The sequence below is a fragment of the Kitasatospora sp. NPDC059160 genome (assembly GCF_042755465.1).
Taxonomy (GTDB): Bacteria; Actinomycetota; Actinomycetes; order Streptomycetales; family Streptomycetaceae; genus Kitasatospora.
Map to the genome: position 1 here is coordinate 1 of NZ_JBHZCN010000150.1, position 17,936 is coordinate 17,936.

17 protein-coding genes and 1 pseudogene are annotated in these 17,936 nt (G+C 69.4%); 6 read left to right on the plus strand and 12 right to left on the minus strand.

The genetic code is table 11. The features are described from left to right. The coding region (locus ACFXOZ_RS38805; RefSeq protein WP_380594684.1) for a transposase at nucleotides 1–308 on the plus strand (308 nt) is incomplete at its 5' end. Between the two features lie 250 nt (nucleotides 309–558). Then, on the plus strand, nucleotides 559–789 hold the full coding sequence (locus ACFXOZ_RS38810; protein ID WP_380594686.1) for a hypothetical protein: 231 nt from the start codon (nucleotides 559–561) through the stop codon (nucleotides 787–789). 153 nt (nucleotides 790–942) lie between these two features. Here ACFXOZ_RS38810 and ACFXOZ_RS38815 read toward each other — a convergent pair whose 3' ends face one another. Next, nucleotides 943–1,302, minus strand: a complete 360-nt coding sequence (locus ACFXOZ_RS38815; protein ID WP_380594688.1) for a nuclear transport factor 2 family protein — start codon at nucleotides 1,300–1,302, stop codon at nucleotides 943–945. Nucleotides 1,303–1,327: 25 nt separating this feature from the next. After that, nucleotides 1,328–2,113 (minus strand): SDR family oxidoreductase, encoded by a 786-nt coding sequence (locus tag ACFXOZ_RS38820; protein ID WP_380594690.1) that lies wholly within the window; start codon nucleotides 2,111–2,113, stop codon nucleotides 1,328–1,330. A gap of 100 nt (nucleotides 2,114–2,213) precedes the next feature. Here ACFXOZ_RS38820 and ACFXOZ_RS38825 point away from each other — a divergent pair, with 100 nt between their 5' ends. Further along, nucleotides 2,214–2,732: a winged helix-turn-helix transcriptional regulator gene (locus tag ACFXOZ_RS38825; protein WP_380594692.1), complete on the plus strand. Its 519-nt coding sequence runs from the start codon at nucleotides 2,214–2,216 to the stop codon at nucleotides 2,730–2,732. Nucleotides 2,733–3,047: 315 nt separating this feature from the next. On the opposite strand, the gene ACFXOZ_RS38830 is transcribed toward ACFXOZ_RS38825, so the two are convergent. The 9 genes from ACFXOZ_RS38830 to dnaK all read right to left on the minus strand — a co-directional run bounded on the left by ACFXOZ_RS38830 (nucleotide 3,048) and on the right by dnaK (nucleotide 12,522). Further along, complete coding sequence (locus ACFXOZ_RS38830) at nucleotides 3,048–3,497, minus strand: DUF1931 family protein (RefSeq protein ID WP_380594694.1); 450 nt, start codon at nucleotides 3,495–3,497, stop codon at nucleotides 3,048–3,050. A gap of 37 nt (nucleotides 3,498–3,534) precedes the next feature. Then, nucleotides 3,535–5,211: an FAD-dependent oxidoreductase gene (locus ACFXOZ_RS38835; RefSeq protein ID WP_380594696.1), complete on the minus strand. Its 1,677-nt coding sequence runs from the start codon at nucleotides 5,209–5,211 to the stop codon at nucleotides 3,535–3,537. 33 nt (nucleotides 5,212–5,244) lie between these two features. Beyond that, nucleotides 5,245–5,508, minus strand: a complete 264-nt coding sequence (locus tag ACFXOZ_RS38840) for a UBP-type zinc finger domain-containing protein (RefSeq protein ID WP_380594698.1) — start codon at nucleotides 5,506–5,508, stop codon at nucleotides 5,245–5,247. Beyond that, nucleotides 5,505–6,038: a thioredoxin gene (trxA, locus tag ACFXOZ_RS38845; RefSeq protein WP_380594700.1), complete on the minus strand. Its 534-nt coding sequence runs from the start codon at nucleotides 6,036–6,038 to the stop codon at nucleotides 5,505–5,507. The genes ACFXOZ_RS38840 and trxA overlap by 4 nt, the downstream gene beginning before the upstream one ends. Beyond that, nucleotides 6,038–8,662, minus strand: a complete 2,625-nt coding sequence (gene clpB, locus ACFXOZ_RS38850) for an ATP-dependent chaperone ClpB (protein ID WP_380594702.1) — start codon at nucleotides 8,660–8,662, stop codon at nucleotides 6,038–6,040. The genes trxA and clpB overlap by 1 nt, the downstream gene beginning before the upstream one ends. Continuing rightward, nucleotides 8,653–8,931, minus strand: coding sequence for a chaperone modulator CbpM (locus tag ACFXOZ_RS38855; protein WP_380594704.1), 279 nt, complete (start codon nucleotides 8,929–8,931; stop codon nucleotides 8,653–8,655). The genes clpB and ACFXOZ_RS38855 overlap by 10 nt, the downstream gene beginning before the upstream one ends. 107 nt (nucleotides 8,932–9,038) lie before the next feature. After that, nucleotides 9,039–10,016 (minus strand): DnaJ C-terminal domain-containing protein, encoded by a 978-nt coding sequence (locus tag ACFXOZ_RS38860; RefSeq protein ID WP_380594706.1) that lies wholly within the window; start codon nucleotides 10,014–10,016, stop codon nucleotides 9,039–9,041. Between the two features lie 7 nt (nucleotides 10,017–10,023). Next, nucleotides 10,024–10,599, minus strand: a complete 576-nt coding sequence (locus ACFXOZ_RS38865; RefSeq protein WP_380594708.1) for a nucleotide exchange factor GrpE — start codon at nucleotides 10,597–10,599, stop codon at nucleotides 10,024–10,026. Between the two features lie 9 nt (nucleotides 10,600–10,608). Continuing rightward, entirely contained in the window at nucleotides 10,609–12,522 is a 1,914-nt protein-coding gene (gene dnaK, locus ACFXOZ_RS38870; RefSeq protein WP_380594710.1) for a molecular chaperone DnaK, read from the minus strand. 335 nt (nucleotides 12,523–12,857) lie between these two features. On the opposite strand from dnaK, the gene ACFXOZ_RS38875 reads away from it, so the two are divergent. Then, nucleotides 12,858–14,630 (plus strand): PucR family transcriptional regulator, encoded by a 1,773-nt coding sequence (locus ACFXOZ_RS38875; protein WP_380594712.1) that lies wholly within the window; start codon nucleotides 12,858–12,860, stop codon nucleotides 14,628–14,630. Between the two features lie 204 nt (nucleotides 14,631–14,834). Here ACFXOZ_RS38875 and ACFXOZ_RS38880 read toward each other — a convergent pair. Beyond that, a pseudogene (locus ACFXOZ_RS38880) lies at nucleotides 14,835–14,978 on the minus strand (exodeoxyribonuclease III); the annotation flags it as partial. A gap of 128 nt (nucleotides 14,979–15,106) precedes the next feature. On the opposite strand from ACFXOZ_RS38880, the gene ACFXOZ_RS38885 reads away from it, so the two are divergent. Next, on the plus strand, nucleotides 15,107–16,633 hold the full coding sequence (locus ACFXOZ_RS38885; protein ID WP_380594715.1) for a recombinase family protein: 1,527 nt from the start codon (nucleotides 15,107–15,109) through the stop codon (nucleotides 16,631–16,633). Nucleotides 16,634–17,030: 397 nt separating this feature from the next. Continuing rightward, nucleotides 17,031–17,936 (plus strand): serine/threonine-protein kinase (locus ACFXOZ_RS38890; RefSeq protein ID WP_380594714.1); only part of this gene is annotated, 906 nt, incomplete at its 3' end.

Here is a 17,936-nt window from a genome sequence, read left to right on the forward strand (position 1 = left end):
CCGCGATCGTGCGGCTCTGGGAGAACGCCTGGGCGGAGTTCGTGCCGTTCCTGAGCTTCGACGTCGAGGTCCGCCGGGTCATCTGCACCACGAACGCGATCGAGTCCGTCAACGCCAGGATCCGCAAGGCCGTCCGCTCGCGCGGGCATTTCCCGAACGAGCAGGCCGCGTTGAAGTGCGTCTACATGGCGATCATGTCCCTCGACCCGACCGGTGACGGCCGAAAGCGCTGGATGACCCGCTGGAAGGCCGCGTTGAACGCCTTCGAGATCGCCTCCGACGGCCGACTCTCCGCCGGCCGCCGTTAACTCAACCCAACCGAGTTACACCGTTCACTGGACAGACCCGATTCAATCGTGATAGTCTCGCCTGTGGCGGGTCGCTGTGCCTGGAGCGGGACGCGCAGCGGGGTAGTAGATGTCGGGCCTGGACTGGTCGCTGCCGGACCCGATGTTGACCGTAGCGGTGAACAGTCCCGAGCTGCACGCGGGGTAGGCAGCTGAACCGAAGTGGGGCAGCTGTCGCTGGGGGCTGGAGGTGCACGCGCACCCAGTGGTGGTGCGTTCCCGACTTGGCGCCGGCCTGTCCGGTGCGTTCCCTGAGATCCGGGACACCGCGCTCGCCCAGCTGCCGGAGGGCGCCGGGCTGGACGGGGAACTCGTGGTCTGGGAGGACTGGCGGCTCGCCTTCGATGCGCTCCAAGCCCGTGCCGATGCGCGGGGCGCCCGGGCGGTGGCTGCGTCCTGGGGGCGGCCAGCGCACTTCGTGGCGTTCGACCTGTTGCACTGATGGGGATCTTTGAATCTCCTCACCCTGTGCTGAGGATGGCCCCGGAGTTGCTCGCCTTGATTCCTCGGGCGTGCACGTGCTGATCTGTAGGTGGATGCCGAACTCGACGGCCGGCTCTTGATCGGGTGGCTGGGTGGGCACGTGGGAGCGGACTCAGGGTTCGATGACGAGGTGTTCGATGAGGTCGTCGCGCAGCGTGAACAGATAGCGGAGATCGATGGTGCCGCCGGGGAAGTTGCCTTCGAGGTGGTGTGTGGCGATGTAGTGGGCCGTGTCGGCCTCCTGAGCGTTCGTGAGGCGGATGGTGTAGGTGAATTCGTTGGCGGATCGGGCCAGCCACTGTTCAATCGCGGCGCTGCCCCGGTAGGTGTTGCCGTCGTCGGTCACTGTGGCGTCGTCGGTGAACGTCGTGATCGCGGTGCCGGTGTCGTGGGCGCGGTGCGCTGTGAGGTAGCGGGTGATGACCTCGGGCAGGTCGTCCGGGGTGATGGTCCGGGGCTGGTTGTCGTGCATGACGCTCCTGATGGTGGTGGCGGGTTCAGACGGTGGGGGTGGTGCCGCCGTCGATGACGTGTTCGGCACCGACGATGGCCGAGGCGCGGTCGGAAACGAGGAAGGCGACGAGCTCGGCGACCTCCTCGGGCCGGTTGGGACGACCGAGCGGGATGCCGCCCAGGGAGTCCATCAGCCGGCCCAGCGCCGCTTCCCGGCTGATGCCGGCGTCGTGGGCGATCCGGGCGACGAGGTTGTCCGCGGCCGAGGTCTGCACAAAGCCGGGCGAGACGGTGTTGACGCGGACGCCGTGCGGGGCGACCTGGTTGGCCAGGCCCTTGCTGTACGTGGTCAGGGCGGCTTTGGCAGCGGCGTAGGCCAGGGTGCCGTTCCACAGCGGCATGCGGCGCTGGATCGAGGTGACGTGCACGACCGCGCCGTTGCCCGCGGCGATCATGTGCGGCAGAAGTGCCCGGTCCAGACGGACGGCGGCCAGCAGGTTCGTGTTCAGTTCCCTGGCCCAGTCGTCCTCGCCGAGCGCGGCGAATCCTCCTGCCGGCGCCTCGGACCCACCGAGGGTGTTGACCAGGATGTCGACGCCTCCCACGCGGGCTTCCACCTCCGAGGCGACCTGGGCGGCCCCCTGGGCGGTGGCCAGGTCGGCGGTGATGAACGTCTTCTCCTCGACGTCGTCGGGGCGGCTGCGGGCGGTGACCAGTACGGTCGCGCCGGCCTCGGCGAGCCGTCGGGCGATCGCGGCTCCGGTGCCCTTGGTGCCGCCGGTGACCAGAGCGCGTCGGCCTTCGAGCGATTCGCTGATGGATGTGGTCACGGTGTGCTCCGTTCCCGGGGGCGGGTAGTCAAGGCGCCACCCCCCGTCCCTGCTGCTAAAATAGAAGCTACTAACTTCGACTTTAGCAGTGACTGAGGGGATGGTCGCCTTGGCAAGCCGGATCAGGCTGGAGGACCGGGAGTGCCCACTGTCCACGACGGTGGAACACGTCGGCGAGTGGTGGACACTGCTGATCCTTCACGACGCCTTCGACGGCTACACCCGCTTCGACCAGTTCCAGGAGAGCCTGGGCATCTCCTCCAGCATGCTCACCACCCGGCTGAAGGCCCTGGTCGCGGACGGTCTGCTGGAGCGCCGGCCCTACCAGAGCAGCCCCGTCAGGCACGAGTACGTCCTGACCGAACTCGGGCGCTCACTGCGTTCGGTGATCGTCGCCCTGGCCGCGTGGGGCAACCACCGCCTCACGCCGACGGAACGCAGCATGATCCTCGTCGACGCGCACAGCGGCGAGGAAGTCGAGCCCGTCGTCGTCGACGCCAAAACCGGCCGCCGACTCGACGACAGCACCGCCTACGTCTTCACCGCGGGCCCCGCAGCCAGCGACGCGATGCGCAGCCGCTACGCGGCACGGCCGGCCATTCCCGCGGAAGAGGCGTAAGCCCGCCCGGAAGAGCCTCGTACAGCCTTGAGCAGGGCCGCGAGCACGGGCTGCACCTGACCGCCTCGCAGCAGCGGTTATCGCTGGCGTGATACCTGCCAACCCTCCCAAGTCGTTGAGAACTGAATCGAGTGAGGCGAGGAGCAACACCGCTCGTTTCCAAGACTCACCAGCAGCACTCGGGCGAGGCCGACCGGCGGTATCGGTAAGTCAGGGCTATTGGTACTTACGGAATGGGATGTCTTGCTGATCGTCTCCGGTACACGCGGGGGACCGGCAGGGCCGGCGGAACCGCAGGTCTGGTGGATGCCCCGCTCAGATCAGCAGGTCGAAGAGTTCGAAGGCCTCGTCCCACTGGTCCGTGGAGGGGCGGCGGGTGTCGCGGGCGATGATTTTGAGGGCGCGGGCGAGGGCGACGCTGAGGCCGCCGGCCAGGTCGGGCAGCCGCTGTTGGGTGTCCTCGGCGGCCTCCATGCCGAGGGTCGGGCGGGCGGCGAGCTGGTCGAGCAGGGGGCGTAGTTCGATGCCCTCCTCCAGCTTGTCGAAGGCGTGGATGCTCTCCTGCAGGCCTTTGGTGACCGGGAGGTCCTGCGGCTCGATGATGTCCCGGCCGTTGGCCTTGGCATTGGCCGTGCCGATGAGGAAGAGGTCGTAGAGCTTGGCGTCCACGAAGTCGTTGTAGCGCTTGAGGTCGTTCTTGTGGACATCGAGGCCGGCGGCTGCGCGGAAGAAGCGCTCGAACTTGGGAATACCCATGACGGGCATGGCATGTTCCTTTCTTGCGTCGATGGACGAGCTGAGGTCATCCGATGGCGGGTGGTCTCACCTCCTCGAGGTGCTCGTGGGCCAGGCGGACGGCCATGGCGCCCTCGCCCACTGCGGAGGCCACCCGCTTGACCGAGCCGCTGCGGACGTCGCCGACGGCGAAGACCCCCGGCAGGCCGGTCTCCAGGGCGAGTGGGGCGCGGCCCAGGGGTTTCCAGAGGTCCGCTGCCACATGGGCCACGTCCTGCCCGGTCGGAATGAAGCCGCGCGGGTCCAGAGTGACGGCGCCCGCGAGCCACGAGGTGGCAGGGCTCGCCCCGATGAAGACGAACAGGGCGCGGGCCTCCAGCACCTGCTGCTCGCGGGTGCGGTTGTCCTGGACGACGACGGCTTCGACCCGGTCCTCGCCGGTGACCTCCTGGACCTCGGTGTGCAGCCGGACGTGGATCCGCGGGTTCTGCTCGATCCGGTCGATCAGATAGCGGGACATGTTGTGGCCCAGGTCTTCGCCGCGGACCAGCAGGTGCACGGCGGGCGACTCGCGCGCCAGGAACAGGGCTGCCTGGCCGGCAGAGTTGCCGCCGCCGACGACGGCCACTGTGTCAAGACGGCAGGTCCGCGCCTCCCAGAGGGTGGCGGCGTAGTGGACCCCGAGTCCTTCGAACCGCTCGACGCCGCGGGCGGGCAGCCGCCGGTAGCGTGCGCCGGTGGCGACCACCACGTTGTTGGCGGCGACCGTGCTGCCGTCGGCGAGCCGTACCACGTTGGCACCGTCGCGCTGTTCGAGGCCGGCGGCCTCGGCGGGTACGGTGATCCGGGCGCCGAACCGGGTGGCCTGCACGACGGCGCATTCGGCGAGCTCCATGCCGGAGATCCCCGCGGGGAAACCGAGGTAGTTCTCGATCCGGGAGGACGTGGCGGCCTGGCCGCCGGTCGCCACCGCGTCCAGGACGACGGTGGAGAGCCCCTCGGAGGCGCCGTACACTGCTGCGGCCAGGCCTCCGGGCCCCGCGCCGACCACCACGAGGTCGAGGACTGCCCTCGCGACGGTCTCGGTCCGCAGCCCGATCACCTGGGCGAGTTCGGCGTTGGAGGGATTGCGCAGCACCCGGTGCTCGTGCCAGACGACAATCGGAGTCTCCTCCGGAGCGATGCCGAGACGCGTCAGCAGCGCCTCGGCCTCGGTGTCCTTCTCCAGATCGGCCCAGCGGTGCGGGAGGCGATTGCGGGCGGCGAAGTCCAGCAGGCGCCGGGTGTCGGGGGAGAAGGCGGAGCCGATGATACGGAAGCCCGTGCCCGCGCCGGCCAGGATCGTGCGGCGCAGCAGGTAGGCCCGCAGGATCACGTCGCCGAGCGCGGGTTCTCGGCTGAGCAGGTCGCGCAGGGCGGCCAGACCCACCGCGAGAACCTCGCCGGGCGTGCTCACCAGCGCGCCGAGGAGGGCGGTCTGGCCCTCCAGTACGCCGAGTTCGCCGAGGAAGCTGCGCGGCTCGTGCAGGTGGACGAGCTGCTGCTGCTCGCTGTGGCCTTCGACCACGGCCACCGTGCCGCTGAGGACCACGAAGAACTCCTCGCTGGGGTCGCCCGCCCGGACGAGCTGTTCCCCCTCGCGGACCGGCCGTACCTGTCCGCAGGATCTGAGGATCGCGATCTGGTCGTCCGACAGCAGCGGATAGGCGCCGTGGACGTCAGCTGGCGGCGTGAGCGTCGGCACGATGGACTCCCTTCGGTGGAAACGGACGTCGGCTCAGACCATCGCCTCGTGCACGAAACACCACCGCCAGTCCTCGCCGGGTTCGAACGACCGAACGATCGGATGCCCGTGGGTCGCCGCGTGACCGCGGGCGTGCCGCATCGGCGAGGAGTCGCAGCAGCCGACGTTGCCGCAGGTCAGACAGAGACGCAGGTGCAGCCACGGAGTCCCCGTGTGCAGGCAGGCCTCGCAGCCCTGCGGTGTTCTGGGCGCCACGGGCCGAACCATGGACAGGTGCGGGTCGGGAAGGCTGGTCATCGCGACCTCCCGGAGGCGGAGTCGGCCGGTCCGCGGGACGCAGAGAGTGACTCGCCCACCCACCGGCGCAGCGCGTTGGCGGGCGCGGCTCCGGTCTGGCGGGCGACGGGCCGGCCATGGTCGAGGATCAGCAGGGTGGGTACGGCTTGGACCTCGAACCGCTGCGCCAGGGCCGGCGACTTGTCGATGTCGACCTTGACGAGCTTGATCTGGCCGGCCAGGTCCTTGGCGACCTGTTCGAGGGCTGGGCTCACCATGCGGCAGGGACCGCACCAGGTGGCCCAGAGGTCGACGAGCACGGGCAGGCTCGCCTGCTCGGCGACCTCCCCGAAGTCGGTGTCGCCCGCTTCGGCGATCCACGGCAGCGGGGCATGGCAGTTTCCGCAGCGCGGGCTGCCCTCCGCCGCGGCGGGTACGCGGTTGGTCCGGCCGCAGTTGGCGCAGGCGACCGTCGACAGAGAGGCCCCGCCGCCTTCGGTACTGCCGTCACGGCCCCTGCGGTCGGTGCGGCCTTCCGGAGAAGTGGTCATCACTGCTCCTGCAGCTCGTCCTGGAGGGTTACGGTCAGTTCGGCGGCCCTGGCGTCGACCAGGATGGTCACGCCTTCGCGTGCCTCGCCGCTGAGCAACGCGCGGCCGATCCTGGTCTCGACCTCGTGCGCAATGAAGCGGCGCAGCGGCCGGGCGCCGTAGACCGGGTCGTAGCCTTCGGCCGCGATCAGCCGTCGGGCGTCCTCGGTGAGTACCAGGTCGATCCGCTGCTCGGCGAGGCGGTGGCGCAGGTCCTCCAGCAGCAGGTCCACGATGCGCTCGATCTGCGCGATGCCGAGCGGGTGGAAGAGCACGATGTCGTCCACCCGGTTGAGGAACTCGGGCCGGAAGTGGCCGTTGAGTTCGCCCATGACCAGGTCCCGGACCTCGGGCTTGATCTCGCCGGCCTGGGTGGCGTCCTGGAGCAGGTACTGGGAGCCCAGGTTCGAGGTCATGATGATGACGGTGTTGCGGAAGTCGACGGTACGGCCCTGCGAGTCGGTGATCCTGCCGTCGTCCAGCACCTGGAGCAGCGTGTTGAAAACGTCGGCGTGCGCCTTCTCGATCTCGTCGAACAGGACGACTGAGTACGGCTTGCGGCGCACCGCCTCGGTCAGCTGACCGCCTTCCTCGTAGCCCACGTAGCCGGGGGGCGCGCCGACCAGGCGGCTGACGGTGTGCCGCTCCTGGTACTCGCTCATGTCGAGTCGGATCATGTTGCCCTCGCTGTCGAACAAAGCGGCGGCCAGCGTCTTGGCCAGCTCGGTCTTCCCGACGCCGGTCGGGCCGAGGAAGATGAACGAGCCGATCGGCCGGCGCGGGTCGCGTACCCCGGAGCGGGCCCGGATCACCGCGTCGGCGACGAGCTGGACGGCCTCGTCCTGGCCCACGACCCGCTCGCGCAGGATCTCGTCCAACTTGAGCAGTTTCTGCCGCTCGCCCTCCTGGAGCCGAGTGACGGGGATACCGGTCCACGCGGAGACGATCTCAGCGATCTCCTCGGCGGTCACCACCTCACGCAGCATCCGGCTCTTGCCCTGCTTGTTGGCGAGCTGTTCCTCCTCGGCGGCCAGCCGGCGCTCCAGTTCGCTGACGGTTCCGTAGCGCAGTTGGGCGGCCCGGTTGAGATCGTAGGCCCGTTCGGCCTCCTCGGCCTCCTGCCGGGCGCGTTCCAGTTTCTGGCGCAGTTCCTGGACCTTGCGAATGGCCTGGCGCTCGGCCTCCCACTGGGCGTGCTTGGCGTCCACCTCCCCCCGCAGGTCGGCCAGTTCACGCCGCAGGTCCTCCAGGCGGGCGCGGCTGGCCGGGTCGGTCTCAAGGTCCAGCGCGGCCTCCTCGATCTCCAGCCGGGTGGCCCGGCGGGTGAGTTCGTCGAGTTCGGCGGGCATGGAGTCGATCTCGGTCCGCAGCCGCGCGCAGGCCTCGTCGACCAGGTCGATGGCCTTGTCCGGGAGGAAGCGGTCGCTGATGTAGCGGTGGCTGAGGGTGGCGGCGGCGACCAGCGCGCCGTCCTGGATCTTGACGCCGTGGAAGATCTCCAGTCGCTCCCGGATGCCGCGCAGGATGGAGATCGCGTCCTCGACGGTCGGCTCGTCCACCTGGACGGTCTGGAAGCGGCGTTCCAGGGCGGCGTCGGACTCGATGTGCTTGCGGTACTCGTCCAGCGTGGTGGCGCCGATCATGTGCAGCTCGCCGCGCGCCAGCATCGGCTTGAGCATGTTGCCCGCGTCCATCGCGCCCTCGGCGGCGCCGGCCCCGACGACGGTGTGCAGCTCGTCCACGAACAGCAGGATCCGGCCCTCGGCTCCCTTGACCTCGGACAGCACGGCCTTGAGGCGCTCCTCGAACTCGCCGCGGTATTTCGCCCCGGCCACCAGCGAGCCCATGTCGAGCGAGAACACCGTCTTGTCCCGCAGCCCCTCCGGCACGTCGCCGCGCACGATCCGCTGGGCCAGGCCCTCCACGATGGCGGTCTTGCCGACGCCCGGTTCGCCGATCAGCACCGGGTTGTTCTTGCTCTTGCGGCTGAGGATCTGGATCACCCGCCGGATCTCCCCGTCACGCCCGATCACCGGGTCGAGGCGACCGTTGCGGGCCTCGACGACGAGGTCGCGCCCGTACTTCTCGAGGGCCTCGTACGCTTCCTCGGGATTGGCGGAGGTGACCCGTTGATTCCCGCGCACGGTGGTCAGGGCGGTGAGGAAGGAGTCCTTGGTGACGCCCTGTTCACCGAGCCGCCGACCGGCTGCGGTGGTCGAACCCTCGTCCACCAGGGCCAGCACCAGGTGCTCGGTGGAGACGTACTCGTCCTTGAGCCGCTTGGACTCCTGCTCCGCGGTGTCGAGCAGTCGGGCCAGCCGCTGGGTCACCGCCACTCGGCCGGGGGCGGCGCCCGGACCGGTCGTGCGCGGACGCTTGGCGAGATCGGCCTCGATGGCGGCCCGTAGTGCTGCCGGGTCTGCGCCGGCACCGGCCAGCAGACGGGTGGTCAGGCCGTCCTGCTGATCGAGCAGGGCCAGCAGCAGATGCTCCCCGTCGACCTCGGTCTGGCCCAGACGTACCGCGACGTTCTGCGCTTCCTGCAGCGCTTCCTGGGACTTCTGGGTGAGGCGGTTCATGTCCATGGTGTGGGCTCCTTGGCGGCTCGTTCGCTGCGCCGCAGTGCGATTTCCAGGCGTTCGATGCGGTCGAGCAGGTCCAGGACGACGCCGATGGCCGCGTAGTTGAGGCCCAGTCCGGCCCGCAGCCGCTGCACCCGGGCGATGGCCGACGGTGCGCTCGGCCGGAACCACAGCCGGCCCCGGGCATCACGCTCGGCGTCCACCAGCCCGAGGGCGACGAAGCGGCTGACGAGTTCGGGCGGCAGTCCACTCCTGCCGGCCACTCCGGACATGGGGAGCTGATAGGGGCTGGGGCTGGTTCGGTAGACCCGCACCAGGGGATAGGCAGCCCTGGTGCCGGGCTGTCCCGTGCCTTCGGCGGGAGAACGCTGTTCGGCTCTCATGTCTGCTTCCTCGGGTCGAAGGAGGAGACGGCGGCCAGTTCCTCGAAGAGCTCGCGCTCGCGCGGGCTGGGCGAGGGCGGCACCATCACCTGAATTTCGGCGTAGAGGTGACCGGGGGAGCCTTTGGGGTCGGGCATCCCCTCGTTGCGCAGCCGCAGCCTGCGGCCGGTGGAGGTACCGGGCGGCACATGCACCTTGACCGTCCCGCCCGGGCCGGAGACCGGGACCGTCGCGCCCAGCGCGGCCTCCCAGGCGGTAACCGGCAGTTCCACGTGGATGTCGCGCCCGACGAGCCGGTAGCGCGGATGGGGGGCGATGCGGACCACCAGATAGAGATCCCCGGCGGAACCCGGGCCGCGGCCTCGGCCGCCCTCCCCAGCGAGCCGGATGCGCTGCCCGTCGACGACGCCGGCCGGGATGGTGACGTCGTAGCTGCGTTCCCCGCCGGGACCGCCGAGGGTGATCTTCCGCCGGCCGCCGCGGTACGCCTCCTCCACACTGAGCGTGAGTTCGGCCTCCTGGTCCGCGCCGGGGATGGGGCTGCCCCGTCCGGCGCGCCCCGCCCGGCCGCCGAACATACCTCCGAAAAGATCTTCGAAGTCCACGCCGGAGGTGCCGAAGCCGGTCTCCGTCCAGGTCCGGGCGCCTGCCCGGTCGGCGCCTCGGGCGCCGCCGAACGGACTGCCGCGGTACGCGCCAGCTCCGCCGCCGAAGCCCTGGGCGGCCGCGACACGCTCGTCGTAGTCCTCCGGAATCTGCCGGAAGTCGGGGCCGAAGCGGTCGTAGCGGGACCGGGTGTCGGGGTCGGACAGCACGCTGTATGCCTCGTTGATCTGCTTGAAGCGCTCCTCTGCGGCCGGATCACGGTTGACGTCCGGGTGGTAGCGGCGGGCCAGGGTACGGAACGCCTGCTGGATCTCGGCGGCGTCGGCGGTTCGGGGGACGCCCAGCACCTCGTAGTAGTCCTCTGCCATGGCGGCGTCACTCCTGCTTGCGGGTGACCGCTACCGCGGCCGGCCGCAGCTGGTGGCCGGGCTCGCCGTACCCGGGCCGCAGCACCTGGACGACGGTGCCCGCAGGTGTGTCCGGTTCATCCACCACGGACACCACCTCGTGCTGCTCGGGGTGGAAGGGGACGCCGGTCTCGTCGTGCCGGGGGTAGCCGAGGCTTCGCAGCACCTCGACGGCCTGGTCGCGCACCGCCCGGACTCCGCTGACGATCGTGCCGGGGTCGCCGGCGCCCGCGTGGGCGAGGGCCAGTTCGAGGTTGTCGACGACCGGGAGGAACGCCGCGGCCACCTTGGCCCGCTCAGCCTCCCGTTCCCGCGGAAGCTCACGGGCGTAACGCTTGCGGAGGTTGTCGAGGTCGGCGAGGGCTCGCCGCCACCGATCCTCCAGCTCCTCGACCTCGGGGCGGCGGGGCGGCTGCTGCTCCTGCACCGCGGCTTCGGGGGCCCGTGGGCCCGTCTGCGGTGCGGGCGTCCGCTCGGGCGACGCCTGCTCGGGCTCGGGAGGGGAGCGGTCCTCGGCGGGACGCGTCTGTTCCTGATCGGACATGTCGCCGCCTCAGCTCCGGTCGAACTCGGCGTCGATGACGTCGTCGTCGCCCCTCGGGGAGCCGCCCTCGGGACCCTGGCCGGGCGCTGCCTCGCCGGGCTGGGCGCCGCCCCCGGCTCCGCCCGGTCCGGCGGCGTGGGCGGCCAGCGCCGCGTAGATCTGCTGGAGTTCGGAGGCCAGGCTCCGGGACCGTTCCGTCGGCGCCTCCTCCTTGACAGCGGAACGGGCCTCGTCGATGAGCAGTCGGGCGCGGGCCCGCTCGTGCTCCGGAGCGGCGTCGCCCAGGTCGTCCAACCGGCGCTCCACCTGGTACGCGGCGGCGTCGAGCTCATTGCGGGCGTCGATGGCCTCACGCAGGGCCAGGTCGCTGGTGCGGTTGCTCTCGGCCTCGTTGATCATCCGCTCGACCTCGGAGGGGTCGAGGTTGGAGCCCTCACTGATGGTGATCGACTGCTCGGCGCCGGTGTCCCGGTCCTTGGCGCTGACCTTGAGGATGCCGTTGGCGTCGATGTCGAAGGTGACCTCGATCTGGGTCTCCCCACGCCGGGCCGGCCGCAGGTTCTCCAAGCGGAAGCGGCCCAGCACCCGGTTGTCGGCGGCCAGCTCGCGTTCGCCCTGGAGCACGACGATGTCCACGGCCGGCTGGTTGTCCTCGGCCGTCGAGAAGGTCTCGGACCGGCGGGCGGGGATGGTGGTGTTCCTCTCGATGATCTTGGTCATCACGCCACCGGCTGTCTCCACGCCTAGCGACAGCGGGGTAACGTCCAGCAGCAGGACGTCCTTGACCTCACCCTTGAGCACGCCGGCCTGGACGGCGGCGCCCAGCGCCACGACCTCGTCGGGGTTGACGCTCATGTTCGGGTCCTTGCCGCCGGTCAGCCGGCGGACCAGGTTCTGCACGGCCGGGATGCGGGTCGAGCCGCCGACGAGGATGACCTCGTCGATGTCGTTGTCGGTGACCTTGGCGTCGCCCATCGCAGTCCTGACCGGCTCGAGGCAGCGCTCCACCAGGTCCGAGGTGATCTGCTCGAACGTGGAGCGGCGGACCGTCTCGGTGAGGTGCTTAGGCCCGGAGGCGTCCGCCGTGATGAACGGCAGGCTCACCTGGGTCTGAGTGACCGAACTCAGCTCGGTCTTCGCCTTCTCCGCCGCCTCGAACAGCCGCTGCAGAGCCTGCGGGTCCTTGCGCAGGTCGATGCCCTCGGCCTTCTGGAAGCCGTCCGCCAAGTGGTCCACCAGACGGCGGTCGAAATCGTCGCCACCCAGGTGGGAGTCGCCCGCCGTGGCACGGACCTCCACCACACCGTCGCCCACGTCCAGCAGGCTGACGTCGAACGTGCCGCCGCCGAGGTCGAAGACCATGACCGTCTCGTGGCCCTTCTTGTCCAGCCCGTAGGCCAGCGCCGCGGCGGTCGGCTCGTTGATGATCCGCAGCACCTCGAGGCCTGCGATCCTCCCGGCGTCCTTAGTGGCCTGGCGCTGGGCGTCGTTGAAGTAGGCAGGTACGGTGATGACCGCCTCGGTCACCTTCTCGCCGAGCGACTTCCCGGCGTCGTCGGCGAGCTTGCGCAGCACCTGCGCGCTGATCTCCTCCGGCGCGTACTGCTTTCCCCTCACCTCGAAGCGGGCCACCCCGCCGGGCCCTTCGACGACGTCGAAGGAGACCGCCTTGGCCTCGTCGGAGATCTCGTCGTAGTGACGTCCGATGAACCGCTTCGCGGAGGTGATGGTGCCTTTGGGGTTGAGGATCGACTGCCGGCGCGCGAGCTGTCCGACCAGCCGCTGGCCGTCGTCGGAGAAGGCGACCACCGACGGGGTCGTCCTGGCCCCCTCCGCATTCGGGACGACCGAGGGCTCACCACCCTCCCAGACCGCGATGACCGAGTTGGTGGTGCCGAGATCGATGCCAACTGCCTTCGCCATGGGAATCTCCTCCGTCGCGATGCGGGACCGGTCGGCGGGCAGCCAGGCGAACGGACGGCGTACCACACCCAGTAGCAGCCTGGCGCGGTACGCGGCGCACTTCCCCGCCCCGGCAGGACCAATCCGCGCTGCGGTTTCGGTCCCCGAGGACGGGGACGCGACACGGTTCGTCGTGGGAACGCGTGTCGAGCGGCGTAGCGTGTACGTGGGGAGGCCGCCGTCGAGCCGCGAATGGACCTGCTATGGACGCTGTGCCTTCTCCGATCACCGGCCCTCTCCGCCCCGTCCCGCGGCCAGCGGCCGCACAACACGCACTGCTACGCCTGGTGACGGTCATGCTCGACGGCGAGGACGAGCGCGAGGTGCTGTGGGGGGCCATGGCGGCGATCGCCGCCACCGGCCCTTTCACCGCCGAAGCGGCCTATGCCGTCCACAACGGTCTAGCGCGGCGCTGCCCACCACTCCGGGCGGCTTCCACCGCGGTCGCCCGGCCCGGGGATGCGGCGCGGGAACCCGAGGCGGGCCCAACCGGCGGAGTCCCGGGTGAAGCAACCGCTGCCGACGTGGTGGCCGCCGACCTGCTCGACCGGCGGATCGACTCCCTGGACGGACGCAGCCACCACCTGCACAAGCCGGGCGGACCGTGGGCGTGGGCCATCGCACTGCGGTACCGGGAAACCTGCCTCGGCTATCTCGTCGTCCGGTCCCTGACCACACCCTCGGCTGAAGAGACAGCTCTGACCGATCTGCTCGCTCGCCAGACCGGGATAGTCCTCGCGCGCCTCATCGGGCGCCGGAGCGAGCCAGCCGCCGGGTCGGGGGACACGCCGGCGAGCGGGGAGTTGTTCGACACCGGGAACCCGCCGGAGCCCGAGGACGGCTCACCCACAGTGGACCTCGGCAACAGAACCGCCTCCGCCCTGGCCTCCCGGCTCGCCACCTATGACGCGCTCTCCCGCGCCGCCGTCTCCGGCAGAGGCGAGGCGGGAATCCTCCAGGCCCTGCACGAGCACACAGGATTCGCGGCCCTCACCGAGGACCGCTTCGGCAACCCTCGGGCCTGGGCAGGTCCCTGCGCGGGCGGCCCTCAGAGCGGAGTCGGCAGCGGAACCCGCCCCGAGTCGGAAAACCGGCGCCGGGACACCCTGATGCACCGCGCGCGGCGCCAGCCCGGCGCCGCTCGGGACCGTGACCGGCTGGTCATGCCCATCGAGATGGCAGGAGACCCGCTCGGCGTCATCGTGCTGGAGGACCCGGACCAGCGGGCGACGGAAGCGGACACATCGGCGCTCGAACAGGCCGCTCGGGTGCTGGCTCCCCTTCTCTTCCACGAGCGCAGACTGGCTGAGCTGGAGCCCCAGCTGCGCCGCGACCTGGTCGACCGGTTGGTCTCAGGTGAGGGGACTGAGGACGCCTTCACCCGGGCAGCAGCCCTGGGCCACGACCTGCACCGGCCACACAAAATCGCCGTACTGGAGTGGCCGGGGGCACCCGAGAGGGCCTCGCTCTGCGACGCGGTGACACGGGCGGCGGAGCAGTTGCATCAGGACGTGCTCGTCGGCTCCCGTGGCGCGACCACGGTCGTCCTGGTGGCCGGTGAGGACCCGCGTGATCCGGGAGACGAGCTGTACAAGGCCGTCTCCGAGGACCTTGGCACCGGCGCAGGCGCGATCGGGGTCGGCGGCCAGTGCGTGGTCCTCACCGATCTGCCGCACTCCTACGACGAGGCCGTCCGTGCCCTCGCCGTCCGCCGCCGTTCCCAGGACCCTTACGGCAGCACCGCCTTCGACGAACTGGGGCTATGCCGCATGATGGGCACCGGCGAAGGCGAGCGGGAAGCCGACCTCTTCGTCCAGGTATGGCTGGGCCGGCTGCTGGACTATGACGCCCAGCACCACACCGAGCTGGTCATGACACTCTCGCGCTACCTGGAGAGCGGCTGCAGCTACGACGCGACCTCCGAGATGCTCCTCATCCACCGCAGCACGGTCCGCTACCGCCTCCAGCGCATCGGCGAGATCACCGGCCACGACCTCGGCGTTGTGGAGACACGCCTCAATCTGCACATTGCCACCCACATCCACAACGTGCTCGACCCGCCGTGTTGAGTCGCGGGCGAGCCAGGGCGTCCGGCTTTTTGCAGAACGAGTCGTTTCCCTGAGCGGCGTCCGGCCCGTCCACTGCCAACGGGTGGAAGCTTCGCCGTGTGGGGTGCGGCGCGGTGATGGGCAAGCGAACGCCTTGGTGCTGCCCTGCCCGGGTGTGGCTGTGGCCGGGAGGGCCTCACCTGGGCGCTCCATCTTCTCCCAGTACTATACGAGTTGGCCGAAATCGAAGACCGCCGTGACGGGTGCGTGGTCGGACCAGCGCTCGGCGTGGGAGGCGGGCCGCTCCACGTAGGCCTCGATGCAGGTGGCCGCGAGCATCTGACTGGCCATCAAATAATCAATCCTCCAGCGGAACGACACCTTTCCGAAAAAGGTCTACCCGTTCGAGCGCAGCCTGTTTGAGGCTGCCTGCTGGCCTGGGTGGTAGGGGACCTCCTGTGAGCATCATCACGGCTTCGGTGCCGGTTCGGGCGGCGGTGGGTTCGCGTGTCTCGGACACGCACGGTAACGAGGGCAAGGTCTCACACCTGATCCAGGCCGAGACGGCGACCCGGCACGCGCTGTCGAAGGAGTCGGAGATCGTCGGGTCCTTGGAGGATCTGGACGTCTCCGCGGAGGTCACGCCGTGGAAGCGTCCGGACCTGGGTCCGTGGCTGACCGAGCGGCAGGGCGAGTGGGACGCGTTGGTGTGGGCGAAGGTGGACCGGGCGTTCCGGTCCGCGAAGGACTGTGCGGACGTGGCGCACTGGGCGGAGGAGAACCACAAGGTCCTGGTATTCACCGACGACGGCATCACCCTGGACTACCGCAAGGGCCGCGAGTCGTCGTTCGGGAACGAGCTGGCCAAGGTCTTCCTGATGCTGGCCTCGATCTTCGCCGAGATGGAGCTCAGGAGGATCAAGGCCCGCGTCACGGCCGCGCACAGGCACCTGCGCAAGACGGACCGCTGGGCCGGAGGCCAGCCGCCGTACGGCTACCGGATCGTCGACCGCCCCGGCGGAGGACGAACCCTCGAACCGGATCCGGTCACCTCCGAAGCCGTCCGCTACATGGGCAAGCTCCTGCTGGAGGAGCAGAGCCAGTGGATGATCGCCACCGCCCTGGAAGCCGCCGGCTTCGACACCCCGGCGACCCACGCCTACAAGAACCAGGGCGACACCTACACGAGCAAGCGCAAGACGCCGCCGTCGAACCACTGGAACCCCACCAGCGTCGGCAAGATCCTGCGCTCACTGGCGACGATGGGCCTGAAACTGACCGGCCGCTCCGTCAAGGCGAGAAAGATCGCCCGCGACGCCAAGGGCCTGCCCATCCGCATGGCCAAGCCCCTGTTCACCGAGGAGCAGTGGGCCGCGATCCAGGCGGCGATGGACGAGCGCTCGATCACGAAGGAACGCTCGAACGGCGCCTCGCCCTGGCTCGGCGTGCCGCACTGCGACCGCTGCGGCGACCGGTTCTACCGCCAGGTGAACCTCGCCAAGAACGGAAAGATCTACGAGTACTACCGGTGCGCGAAGACCGCGGGCAAGCCGGCCTGCAAGGGCCAGTCCGTCAAGGGAGAGCGCGTCACCGCGGCGATCACCGCCCTGGTGGATAGGTTGGCCGGGCTGGCGATGACGGTGCGCAGGTTCATCCCCGGCGAGGACCACACCGAACAGCTCAACCACGTCACCCAGGCCATGAAGGACCTCCGCGAGGAGAAGCGCCGCAACCTGTTCGACTACCCCGGCGGCGACGACGAGTACTCCGAAGCCCTCGAAACCCTCGTCGACGAACGCCGCCGCCTCGCCGCCCTCCCACAACGCCCCTCCACCTGGGTCGAGGTCGAGACCGGCAAGACCTTCGCCGACGCCTGGACCCACGCCGACCAGGAACGGCGCCGCCACCTCCTCCTCGGCCTCAAAGCCCGCCTCTACATGACACCCACCATCGAAGGCTGGCACCTACCCGCTGAGCTCGAAGCGCGAGTAGAGCAACTGCAACGCGCTGAAAGGTCGACGTAGTTCGCGAGGCGGACGAACAACTGACGGCCGTCATCGACAGATTTGACGGGCCGCTTCCGCGCGGGGAGCGGCTTCGGCGCTAGCCTCCACCGTCGGCTGCTGGTGGCGCTGCCGTGGATGCCGTCGACTACGAGTGGGCCACCTTGACACTCCGTAGTGGCGCCACCCTCCGGGGACGCCAGATTGGTTGCCTCCAATTCTGTCAACCGCGTCCTCGGCTGCAGCTCTCCCTAACAAGCCGAAGATACGCAATGAGTTGGTCGAGCGTCGGGCACTGTAGTCATCGAAGAGTTGGCCACGATCAAGCCCGGATCTGCCGAATCATCCAACCGAGGAGTCCTGGGCTGGCAAGATGGCCGGACCGGTAGTTGACGCCGGTGCTGGACGAGGAGCGTGTGTGGGACCGCATGTGATCAACGATCGCTTCCTGCTGGTGGGAGACAGCGCGCGCAGCGGCGGCCTGTCGGAGGTGCGCAAGGCCGTCGACACGGCAAGTAGCGACAGTGACAGGCAGTTCGCGGCGATCAAGCTACTCAAGCGGCGCGACGACGAAATCATCAAGGTCTTCCTGGAGCGAGAGACCGCCGCACTCAAAGCCGTTGAGCACCCTCATATCGTGCGAATGCTGGAGTCGGGCTGGGACCCGGTTCTGGAGCGGTACTACATCGCCCTGGAGTGGGTGGAACGCAGCCTGAAGGACGATCTACAGGCTCGTCGGCCCGTCGGCTGGGACGCCTACTTCGAGAAGCTCGGCAAGCCCCTGGCGAGCGCGCTGGCACACGCACACACCCTGAACATTGAACATCGTGACCTCAAGCCGGGCAACGTCCTGCTCACAGAGGCCGGAGTGCCCAAGCTGGCGGACTTCGGTATCGCCAAGATCCGTTCCAAGGTCGTCGTGACCGACGAGACCGTAGCCGAGTACCGTTCCAACCTGTACTCCCCGCCTGAACACGAGGATGCCGTGCCCTACGTACGGGACGTTTTCGGCTACGGTGTCCTCGCCGTTCAGACTCTGTCCGGCAGCAAGGCCCGTGATTACCCGGACCTCAGACCTGTCCTGGATGAGCTAGACCTCGCCACCGAGTTCCGCGAGATCCTGCGCTCTTGCATCGACTTCGACCCGAAAAAGCGGCCGGCCAACGCCGCGGTGCTCGAACAGCGCCTTCTTGAGGCCGAGTACGTCTGCGCGGGTCGCCAGTCCCGTAAGAGGGCGTTCGATACCGATTTAGGCTGCCGCGAAGGGTTTCGGGCGGAGGTATTGCCCGATTCTGTCGGGGCTGGCGGTCAGGCGGGTGGTCAT